This is a genomic window from Streptosporangium sp. NPDC051022, assembly GCF_040683035.1.
GTDB lineage: Bacteria > Actinomycetota > Actinomycetes > Streptosporangiales > Streptosporangiaceae > Streptosporangium.
The window spans coordinates 588,872-597,885 of sequence record NZ_JBFBCF010000001.1 but is presented as its reverse complement, the minus strand read 5'-3'; the positions used below and the strand labels follow the sequence as shown (position 1 = coordinate 597,885).

5 protein-coding genes are annotated in these 9,014 nt (G+C 66.7%); all 5 read right to left on the bottom strand.

The features are described 5' to 3' along the window. Positions 1 to 127: 127 nt before the first annotated feature. Positions 128 to 1,321, bottom strand: coding sequence for an elongation factor Tu (gene tuf, locus AB0N02_RS02810; RefSeq protein WP_363941864.1), 1,194 nt, complete (start codon positions 1,319 to 1,321; stop codon positions 128 to 130). A gap of 230 nt (positions 1,322 to 1,551) precedes the next feature. Further along, positions 1,552 to 3,651 (bottom strand): elongation factor G, encoded by a 2,100-nt coding sequence (gene fusA, locus AB0N02_RS02805; protein WP_363941861.1) that lies wholly within the window; start codon positions 3,649 to 3,651, stop codon positions 1,552 to 1,554. 36 nt (positions 3,652 to 3,687) lie between these two features. Continuing rightward, positions 3,688 to 4,158, bottom strand: coding sequence for a 30S ribosomal protein S7 (gene rpsG / locus AB0N02_RS02800; protein WP_179819699.1), 471 nt, complete (start codon positions 4,156 to 4,158; stop codon positions 3,688 to 3,690). Positions 4,159 to 4,160: 2 nt separating this feature from the next. After that, entirely contained in the window at positions 4,161 to 4,532 is a 372-nt protein-coding gene (gene rpsL / locus AB0N02_RS02795; RefSeq protein WP_012887826.1) for a 30S ribosomal protein S12, read from the bottom strand. Positions 4,533 to 5,107: 575 nt separating this feature from the next. Continuing rightward, the gene (locus AB0N02_RS02790) at positions 5,108 to 8,995 is read right to left on the bottom strand and encodes a DNA-directed RNA polymerase subunit beta' (RefSeq protein ID WP_363941858.1); all 3,888 of its coding nucleotides are present in this window, start codon (positions 8,993 to 8,995) and stop codon (positions 5,108 to 5,110) included. Between the last annotated feature and the right edge of the window lie 19 nt (positions 8,996 to 9,014).

Genomic DNA, 9,014 nt, shown 5'->3' with positions numbered 1-9,014 from the left:
ACTCACCCCAACATTTAACCACCCCCCGGCCTACCTCCCCTCCGCGGCGCGGCCCCCCCCCCCCCCCCCCGGGGGGGGGGGGGGGGGCGCCCCCCCGCGCCCCCCCCCCCGCCACTCCGCGATCGTACTACTTGATGATCTTGGTAACGCGACCCGCACCGACGGTGCGGCCACCCTCGCGGATGGCGAACTTGAGACCGTCCTCCATCGCGATGGGCTGGATGAGCTGGACGGACATCTCGGTGTTGTCACCGGGCATGACCATCTCGGTGCCCTCGGGCAGGTTCACAACACCGGTCACGTCAGTCGTACGGAAGTAGAACTGCGGGCGGTAGTTGTTGAAGAACGGCGTGTGGCGGCCGCCCTCGTCCTTGCTCAGGATGTAGACCTGGGCGTCGAACTCGGTGTGCGGGGTGGTCGTGCCCGGCTTGATGATGCACTGGCCGCGCTCGACGTCCTCGCGCTTGATGCCACGCAGGAGCAGACCGACGTTGTCACCGGCCTGGCCCTCGTCGAGGAGCTTGCGGAACATCTCGACGCCGGTGACCGTGGTGGTGGTCTTGGTGTCCTTGATGCCGATGATGTCGACGGTCTCGTTGACCTTGACGACACCGCGCTCGATACGGCCGGTGACGACGGTGCCACGGCCGGTGATCGAGAAGACGTCCTCGATCGGCATGAGGAACGGCTTGTCGGTCTCACGAGTCGGCTGCGGGACGTTCTCGTCCACGGCGGTCATGAGCTCGATGATGCTGTCGCCCCACTTCTCGTCGCCCTCGAGCGCCTTCAGCGCCGAGACGCGAACGACCGGCAGGTCGTCGCCGGGGAACTCCTGAGCCGAGAGAAGCTCACGGACCTCGAGCTCGACGAGCTCCAGGATCTCCTCGTCGTCCACCATGTCGGCCTTGTTCAGGGCGACCACGATGTAGGGAACGCCGACCTGGCGGGCCAGGAGGACGTGCTCCTTGGTCTGCGGCATCGGACCGTCGGTGGCGGCGACCACGAGGATCGCGCCGTCCATCTGAGCCGCACCGGTGATCATGTTCTTCACGTAGTCGGCGTGACCGGGGCAGTCCACGTGGGCGTAGTGGCGCTGCTCGGTCTGGTACTCGACGTGCGCGATGGAGATCGTGATACCACGGGCCTTCTCCTCGGGCGCCTTGTCGATCTTGTCGAACGGGGTCGCCTCGTTGAGGTTCGGGTAACGCTCGTGGAGCACCTTGGTGATCGCCGCGGTCAGAGTGGTCTTGCCGTGGTCGATGTGCCCAATGGTGCCGATGTTTACGTGCGGCTTGGTCCGCTCGAACTTGGCCTTGGCCACTGCTCTGTCTCCTTAGAGATTCTGACTTGACTTGCGTCTTTTCACTCGGGCTTGGGGGGCCGGCCCCGATGGGAACCGGCCGCTGAGTACCTCGCCCGTACACCCCCGGTGATCGGGCGGCGATCTCCTCGCCTCCCGCACCGGAACGGGTGCCGGACTTACTCGCCCCGCACCCCTCCGGTGGCGGGGCGACGATCTCCTCGCCTCCCGCACCGGAACGGATGCCGGACTTACTCGCCCCGCACCTTCGCGACGATCTCCTTGGCGATGTGCGCAGGCACTTCCGCATAGGAGTCGAACTGCATGCTGTAGCTCGCGCGTCCCTGCGTCTTGCTACGGAGGTCACCCACGTAGCCGAACATCTCAGAGAGCGGCACGAGCGCGTTGACGACGCGGTTTCCACCGCGCTCGTCCATCGCCTGGATCTGCCCGCGGCGGCCGTTGAGGTCACCGATGACGTCACCCATGTAGTCCTCGGGCGTGGTGACCTCGACGGCCATCATCGGCTCCAGGATTACGGCGTCCGCCTTGCGCGCGGCCTCCTTGAAGGCCATCGAGCCAGCGATCTTGAAGGCCATTTCAGACGAGTCCACCTCGTGGTAGGCACCGTCCTGAAGGGTGACCTTGACCCCGACCATGGGGTAGCCGGCGAGAACACCGAACTCGGCGGCCTCCTGGGCACCCGCGTCGACCGAGGGGATGTACTCCCTCGGGATGCGACCGCCGGAGACCTTGTTCTCGAACTCGTAGCCGTCGTTGCCCTCGCCCAGCGGCTCGATGTCGATGATGACCTTCGCGAACTGACCCGATCCACCGGTCTGCTTCTTGTGGACGTAGTCGACCTTCTCCACCTTGCGGCGGATGGTCTCGCGGTAGGCCACCTGCGGGCGGCCGACGTTGGCCTCGACCTTGAACTCGCGGCGCATCCGGTCGACGAGGATCTCCAGGTGGAGCTCGCCCATACCCCAGATGACCGTCTGGCCGGTCTCCTCGTCACGACGGACCTGGAAGGACGGGTCCTCCTCGGCCAGACGCTGGATCGCGGTGCCCAGCTTCTCCTGGTCGCCCTTGGTCTTGGGCTCGATCGCCACGTTGATGACCGGAGCCGGGAAGTTCATCGACTCCAGGACGACCGGCTTGGCCGGGTCGGCCAGGGTGTCACCGGTGGTGGTGTCCTTCAGGCCCATGACGGCGACGATCTGACCGGCGTGCGCCGACGAGCGCTCCTCGCGCTTGTTGGCGTGCATCTGGTAGATCTTGCCGATCCGCTCCTTGCGGCCCTTCACCGAGTTGACCACGGCGGTGCCGGTCTCGAGCGTGCCCGAGTAGATGCGGATGTAGGTGAGACGACCCAGGTGCTGGTCGCTCATGATCTTGAAGGCCAGCGCGGCGAACGGCTCGCTCACGTCGGCGTGACGCTCGATGATCTCCTCCTCGTTGCCGACCGCGTGACCCTTGAAGGCCGGGATGTCGGTCGGAGCGGGGAGGTAGGCGACGATCGCGTCGAGCAGGGGCTGGACGCCCTTGTTCTTGAACGCGGTGCCGGTCAGGACCGGGTTGATGGCGCTGGCCAGCGTCGCGCGGCGGATGGCCGCGACCAGCTGCTCCTCGCTGGGCTCGACGCCCTCGAGGAAGAGCTCCATCAGCTCGTCGTCGTTCTCGGCGACGGTCTCGACGAGCTTGTCACGCCACTCGCGGGCGGCCTCGGCGTGCTCGGCCGGGATGTCCACGATCTCGTACATCTCGCCCTTGGCCGCCTCGGCGCTCCAGAGCAGGCCCTTCATCTTCACCAGGTCGATGACGCCCTTGAAGTCGGCCTCGACGCCCCAGGGAAGCTGGACGACCGCGGGGGTCGCGTGCAGGCGGCTGACCATCATGTCGACGCAGCGGTGGAACTCCGCGCCGACACGGTCCATCTTGTTGACGAAGCAGATGCGGGGCACGCCGTAACGGTCGGCCTGACGCCACACCGTCTCGGACTGCGGCTCCACACCGGCCACGCCGTCGAACACGGCGACGGCACCGTCGAGGACGCGGAGCGAGCGCTCCACCTCGATCGTGAAGTCCACGTGACCCGGGGTGTCGATGATGTTGATCGTGTGGCCGAGCCACTCGCAGGTCGTAGCAGCGGAGGTGATGGTGATACCACGCTCCTGCTCCTGCTCCATCCAGTCCATCGTGGCTGCGCCCTCGTGGACCTCACCGAGCTTGTAGTTGATGCCGGTGTAGAACAGGATGCGCTCGGTCGTCGTGGTCTTGCCCGCGTCGATGTGGGCCATGATGCCGATGTTTCGGACCTTGGCCAGGTCAAGAGCGGTCGTGGTGGCCACTTCTCTCGCGTCCTCGTCGTCTCGTCGAACCCGCTGTTACCAGCGGTAGTGGGCGAAGGCCTTGTTGGACTCGGCCATCTTGTGGGTGTCCTCGCGCTTCTTGACGCTGGCGCCGAGGCCATTGCTGGCGTCGAGCAGCTCGTTCATGAGGCGCTCGGTCATGGTCTTCTCGCGGCGGGCGCGGGAGTACTGCACCAGCCAACGCAGGGCCAGGGTGGTGCTGCGCGCGGCGCGCACCTCGACCGGGACCTGGTAGGTCGCGCCACCGACACGGCGGCTGCGGACCTCAAGGGTGGGCTTGACGTTGTCCAGGGCCCGCTTGAGGGTGACGACCGGGTCGTTGCCGGTCTTCTCCCTGGCACCCTCAAGGGCGCCGTACACGATGGACTGAGCGATGGAGCGCTTGCCGTCCAGGAGCACCTTGTTGATGAGGGCGGTGACCAGGGGCGAGTTGTGGACCGGGTCGGCCATGAGCTGACGACGGCCAGGAGAACCCTTGCGAGGCATTCTTACTTCTCCTTCTTCGCGCCGTAACGGCTACGGGCCTGCTTGCGGTTACGGACACCCTGGGTGTCGAGCGAGCCACGGATGATCTTGTAGCGAACACCCGGCAGGTCCTTCACACGACCACCGCGAACGAGCACGATCGAGTGCTCCTGAAGGTTGTGACCGACACCGGGGATGTAGGCCGTGACCTCGATCCCGTTGGTAAGCCGGACACGCGCGACCTTGCGAAGCGCGGAGTTCGGCTTCTTGGGCGTCGTGGTGTAAACGCGCATGCAGGTGCCGCGTCGCTGGGGGCTGGCCTTGAGCGCCGGGGTCTTGGTCTTGGTGACCTTGTCCTGGCGGCCCTTGCGGACCAGCTGCTGAATCGTGGGCACCGCGTCTCCGTTCGTGCTTGCCGGTAATTCGAATGTTGTTGCTTTTGCAGGCGCTGCCGGTGTCATGACCTGCGGTTTTTCCATCCACTCCGACCCACGCGCTCGGGCGTGTCGCGCACTTGTCGCGCCACTCTCCCAGCCAGGCCGCTCCGGTGGAGGAAGCCACGCGGCGCCCCTGCCAACTCCCCGATGGGAAACCTGTCGGCGCGCACGCATGAGAGCCCATGAAGCCACGGGCACGAACGGAAAGATTACCCACTCCAACGCAACACGTCAAAACGGTTGCGCTCTCCGGCCGCCGTTACGAGCGCCGGTGTTCGTGTCGCGACTCCGCGGCCGATTTCCAGCCGACCGCTGTTGGGTCCAACCCGAGTTTACCTGTCTCAGAAGACCTCTCCGGCCGTTTCCGTCATAGGCGTACGGCTTTCCACGCAACATTCCGGTCAAGGAAGATCGGCGAAAACCATCAGAAAGCCCCCCGGACGCGAAGGCGCCCGGTCCCCTTCCGGGAACCGGGCGCCTTCGTCGATCATCCGGCCGATCATCCGGCCGGTGGTCCGGCCGTCGTCCGCCGGCTAGCGGTTGTACTGACCGAAGTCGTACTCCTCCAGCGGCACGGCCTCGCCGGAGCCCGAGCCGAAGGTGTAGTCGGCCGCGGAGCCGTCGTAGCCACCGACGGTGTACATCGCGGCCTTCGCCTCCTCGGTGGGCTCGACCCGGATGTTGCGGTACTGCGGCATGCCGGTACCGGCCGGGATGAGCTTACCGATGATGACGTTCTCCTTGAGGCCGAGCAGGGAGTCCGACTTGGCGTGGATCGCCGCGTCGGTGAGCACCCGGGTCGTCTCCTGGAAGGAGGCCGCCGACAGCCACGACTCGGTGGCGAGCGAGGCCTTGGTGATGCCCATCAGCACCGGACGTCCGGAGGCCGGCGTACCGCCCTCGGCCACGCACTCGCGGTTGATCCGCTCGAAGCGCGGACGCTCGACGAGCTCACCGGGCAGCATGTCGGCGTCGCCGGACTCCAGCACGTTCACGCGCTTGAGCATCTGCCTGACGATGATCTCGATGTGCTTGTCGTGGATCGACACACCCTGCGAGCGGTAGACCTGCTGGACCTCGGCCACCAGGTGCAGCTGCACGGCCCGGGGGCCGAGGATGCGCAGCACCTCGTTGGGGTTGACGGCACCGGCGATCAGCTGCTGGCCGACCGAGACGTGCTGCCCCTCGGAGACCAGCATGCGCGACCGCATGGACACCGGGTAGGCGATCTCCTCGGAACCGTCGTCCGGGACGATCACGATCTTCCGGGTCTTGTCGGTCTCGTCGATGCGGACCCGGCCCTCGGCCTCGCTGATCGGGGCGACGCCCTTGGGGACGCGCGCCTCGAAGAGCTCCTGGACACGGGGCAGACCGTGGGTGATGTCCGCACCCGCCACACCACCGGTGTGGAAGGTACGCATCGTCAGCTGGGTTCCGGGCTCACCGATCGACTGGGCGGCGATGATGCCGACCGCCTCGCCGACGTCGACGAGCTTGCCGGTCGCCAGCGAACGGCCGTAGCAGGTGGCGCAGACACCGATCTTGGCCTCGCAGACGAGCGCGCTGCGGGTCCGGACGGTCTCGACCCCGGCCTCGACCAGCGCGGTGACCTGGATGTCGCTGATGTCGACGCCCGCGCTCGCGATGATCTTGCCGTCCACCTCGACGTCCTCGGCCAGAATGCGGCCGTGCACGTTGCTCTCGGCGTTCTCGGCCTTGACCAGGTTGCCCTGGGGGTCGCGCTCGGCGACGTGCAGCGGGACGGCCCGGTCGGTGCCGCAGTCGATCTCGCGGACGATGACGTCCTGCGCGACGTCCACCAGACGACGGGTCAGGTAACCCGAGTCGGCGGTCCGCAGCGCGGTGTCGGCCAGACCCTTCCGCTGTCCGTGGGTGGAGATGAAGTACTCCAGCACCGACAGGCCCTCCCGGAAGGAGGCCTTGATCGGACGCGGGATCGTCTCACCCTTGGTGTTGGACACCAGACCGCGGATGCCGGAGATCTGCCGGACCTGCATCAGGTTTCCTCGGGCGCCCGACTGGACCATCATCCAGACCGGGTTGGTCTTCGGGAACGCCTTCTGCATGTCGTCGGTCACGTCGCTGGTGGCGTGCGTCCAGATCTCGATGAGCTCCTGACGGCGCTCCTCGTCGGTGATCAGACCGCGCTCGTACTCCCGCTGGACCTTGTCGGCCCTGCGCTCGTACGTCTCCATGATCGCGGCCTTGTTCGGCGGCGCGATGACGTCCTCGATGGAGATCGTCACACCGGCCCGGGTGGCCCAGTAGAAGCCGGCGTCCTTGAGCGCGTCGAGCGCGGCCGCGACCTCGACCTTCGGGTACTTCTCGGCCAGCTCGTTGACGATGGCGGACAGCTGCTTCTTGCCGACCTGGGAGTTCACGTACGGGTAGTTCGCCGGCAGCGTCTGGTTGAACAGGCAGCGGCCGAGCGTGGTCTCCAGGCGGTAGCCGTCGCCCTGCTCCCAGCCCTCGGGGCCGGCCCAGCCGCGGGGCGGCGGGACGTCGCCCTTCATCCGGATCTGGATCTTGGCCTGGATGTCCAGCTCGCGCCGATCGAAGGCCATGAGCGCCTCGGAGACCGAGCCGAAGACCCGGCCCTGACCGAGGGCGCTCTCGTCTTCGTCCTTGATGGTGGTCAGGGAGTACAGACCGATGATCATGTCCTGGGTGGGCATGGTCACCGGCTTGCCGTCGGCCGGCTTCAGGATGTTGTTGGTCGACAGCATCAGGATGCGGGCCTCGGCCTGCGCCTCCGCCGACAGCGGCAGGTGCACGGCCATCTGGTCACCGTCGAAGTCCGCGTTGAACGCGGTGCAGACGAGCGGGTGGATCTGGATGGCCTTGCCCTCGACCAGCTGCGGTTCGAAGGCCTGGATGCCCAGGCGGTGCAGCGTCGGCGCGCGGTTGAGCAGCACGGGGTGCTCGGTGATGACCTCTTCGAGGACGTCCCACACGACCGGGCGCGCGCGCTCGACCATCCGCTTGGCCGACTTGATGTTCTGCGCGTGGTTCAGGTCGACCAGGCGCTTCATCACGAACGGCTTGAAGAGCTCCAGCGCCATCTGCTTGGGCAGACCGCACTGGTGCAGCTTCAGCTGCGGGCCGACGACGATGACCGAACGGCCGGAGTAGTCGACTCGCTTGCCCAGGAGGTTCTGGCGGAAACGACCCTGCTTGCCCTTCAGCATGTCGCTGAGGGACTTCAGGGGACGGTTGCCCGGGCCCGTGACCGGACGGCCGCGGCGGCCGTTGTCGAACAGCGCGTCGACGGCCTCCTGGAGCATCCGCTTCTCGTTGTTCACGATGATCTCGGGCGCGCCGAGGTCGAGCAGACGCTTGAGGCGGTTGTTCCGGTTGATCACCCGGCGGTACAGGTCGTTCAGGTCCGAGGTCGCGAACCGGCCACCGTCGAGCTGCACCATGGGGCGCAGGTCCGGCGGGATGACCGGGATGCAGTCCAGGACCATGCCGTTGGGCGAGTTACGGGTGTTCAGGAACGCGGAGACGACCTTGAGACGCTTGAGCGCGCGGGCCTTCTTCTGGCCCTTGCCGCTGCGGATCGTCTCGCGGAGGTTCTCGGCCTCGAGGTCGAGGTCGAAGTTGGTCAGGCGCTCCTGGATGGCCTGGGCGCCCATGCCGCCGCGGAAGTAGCGGCCGAAGCGGTCGCGCATCTCGCGGTAGAGCAGCTCGTCGCCCTCGAGGTCCTGGACCTTGAGGTTCTTGAAGCGGCTCCAGACCTCGTCGAGGCGGTCCAGCTCGCGCTGGGCCCGGTCGCGGAGCTGACGCATCTCACGCTCGGCGCCCTCGCGGACCTTGCGGCGCTGGTCGCCCTTGGCGCCCGCGGCCTCAAGCTCGGTCAGGTCGGCCTCGAGCTTCTTCTGCCTGGCCTCGATGTCGGCGTCACGGCGCTGCTCGACGTGCTGCCGCTCGACGGAGATCTTCGCCTCGAGCGACGGCAGGTCGCGCTCGCGCATCTCCTTGTCGACGTGCGTGATCATGTAGGCCGCGAAGTAGATGACCTTCTCGAGGTCCTTCGGGGCCAGGTCGAGCAGGTAGCCCAGCCGGGACGGGACGCCCTTGAAGTACCAGATGTGCGTGACGGGCGCGGCCAGCTCGATGTGGCCCATCCGCTCACGACGCACCTTGGCGCGGGTCACCTCGACGCCGCAGCGCTCACAGATGATGCCCTTGAAGCGGACGCGCTTGTACTTGCCGCAGTAGCACTCCCAGTCCCGGGTCGGACCGAAGATCTTCTCGCAGAAGAGTCCGTCCTTCTCGGGCTTGAGGGTCCGGTAGTTGATGGTCTCGGGCTTCTTCACCTCACCGTGCGACCACTGGCGGATGTCGTCAGCCGTCGCGAGGCCGATCCGAAGCTCGTCAAAGAAGTTGACGTCCAGCACTTGTTTTCCCCTCCTCAGC